This window comes from Roseibium sp. RKSG952, from assembly GCF_009711355.1.
Map to the genome: position 1 here is coordinate 1 of NZ_SMMF01000340.1, position 660 is coordinate 660.

At 61.2% G+C, this 660-nt stretch carries 1 protein-coding gene; it reads right to left on the reverse strand.

The genetic code is table 11. The features are described from left to right. Positions 1–660: IS21 family transposase (gene istA / locus E1297_RS00950; protein WP_155132754.1), on the reverse strand; the 660-nt coding region annotated here is incomplete at both ends.

Here is a 660-nt window from a genome sequence, read left to right on the forward strand (position 1 = left end):
GCAGGTCGGGTTCGCCGGACGCTCACAGAAGGTCTGGTTCCGCAGGCGGGCGAGGATCCAGCGCTCAACGATCAAAACCGCCCCCTCGACCTTGCCCTTGTCCCGCGGCTTGCGGCTTCGGGTTGGCAGGATCGTCGTGTCGTAATGATCGGCCATGGCCTCGAAAGTGGCCGTCAGAGTGGGCTCGAACCACAGGGCCTTCGCAACAGCCGCCTTCAGGTTGGCGCAGACGAGCGTCTGCGTCGTGCCGCCGAAAAAGGTCAGGGCCCGGACCTGGCTGTCGATCCAGTCCGGCAGGGCCTGGGAGAGGCTTGCCCGGGCAAATGTGTATGAGGACGCGCCCAGAACAGCGACAAAGATCTGCGCTTGGTGAACGCTGCCCGTTTCCGGGTCTATGACGGGAACTGTTTGTCCGGCGTAATCAGCCTGAAGCACTGCGCCTGCTTCAAAAGTGTTGCGGAAGCAGGCACTGGTTTTCTTTCGGTGAGCGGCAAACCGGTCGCAGAACCAGGAGAACCCGTAACCCTCAGGGTGGGCGCTGCGGTATTCCTGCCACAGCAGCGAAAGGGTCACCCCCTTGCGTTTCAGTTCACGGGCAACATACGCCCAATCCGGTTCGCTAAGGTCTTGTGGTGGTAGTGTCAAAGATCTTTCGCACTT